General features: G+C 31.7%; 1 protein-coding gene. It reads right to left on the bottom strand.

All coding sequences use genetic code 11. From position 1 onward, the window contains the following. The coding region (locus AA81_RS13985) for an AAA family ATPase (RefSeq protein ID WP_245863673.1) at window positions 1-911 on the bottom strand (911 nt) is incomplete at its 3' end. Window positions 912-1,048 lie beyond the last annotated feature (137 nt).

Genomic DNA, 1,048 nt, shown 5'->3' with positions numbered 1-1,048 from the left:
ATATACTTGGAATTTTGTTGTAGTTCTTCGATCTTTTTTTTAAGGGTCTCTTTCTTTTCGATTAGTTCATTAACTTTTTTTATATTTTCAAGATCTGTATTTAGTTTTTGTAGTTTGTCTCGTCTTTGAGATTTTTGTTTTTTGGTTTCTTCTTTTGAAACTTCCCTCTTCTTAATTTCCTTTGTTAATTGATCGACTAGATTTTCAGGATCGATATTTTCTTCTTTCAACAATTGATTGTATTCTTCTGATTCGAGGTTTACCGCCTCTAGTATGTTTCTGATTTTTTGTTGCTGGGCCTTTAATCCTTTTTCTATATTTTTAAAAATCTCGTCTATTTTTTGTTCGAAACGCTCATATATACTTATGTCAAATATCTTCTTAAAGATCTCTGCTCTCTCGTTTGAATTGGCTGTTATAAACTTTCTGAATTCTCCCTGTGGAATCATTATTATCTGCTTGAATTGTTCATAGTTCAGGCCTAGATATTCTTCTACCTTACTATTTACTTTTTTAACCCCAGTTTCATGTAGTATCAGTTGACCATTTTGATATATTTTTATAATAGCTTGACTATTTTGCTTTGTGGTCCCTTCCCCATCTTTTTTTGATCTTTCGTAAGATGGAGTTCTCGAGATTTCGATTATTTTATCTTTGAATTGAAATTCAAATTCCACGTATGTATCGGTTTTTTCATCTGCAAAATGAGACCTGGCTATAGCATCTCCTCTTTCATCCATCGAACCATTTCCGTATAAAGCATAACAGATTGCATCGAAAATCGTAGTTTTTCCTGCACCTGTTGGACCGGTAATTAAGAACAAAGTATCGTTTCTTAATTTGTTAAAATCTATTTCTTGCTCTTCTAAAAAAGGGCCAAAGGCCTGAAATTTTAATTTTATTGGTCTCATTTTTCTTCACCACTTGCTTTTTGGAGTTCATTGAAAATACTTGCCACTATCTGTTTTTCCTCAAAAGAAAGTTCTTGGTTTTTGACTTCTTGGTAAAACAATTCAAAAAGATCCACTGGGGATATTTTCTTTATATT

This window comes from Petrotoga halophila DSM 16923 (assembly GCF_002924615.1).
Note: the sequence above shows the minus strand (reverse complement) of the source record. Positions and strands in the feature narration are given on the sequence as shown.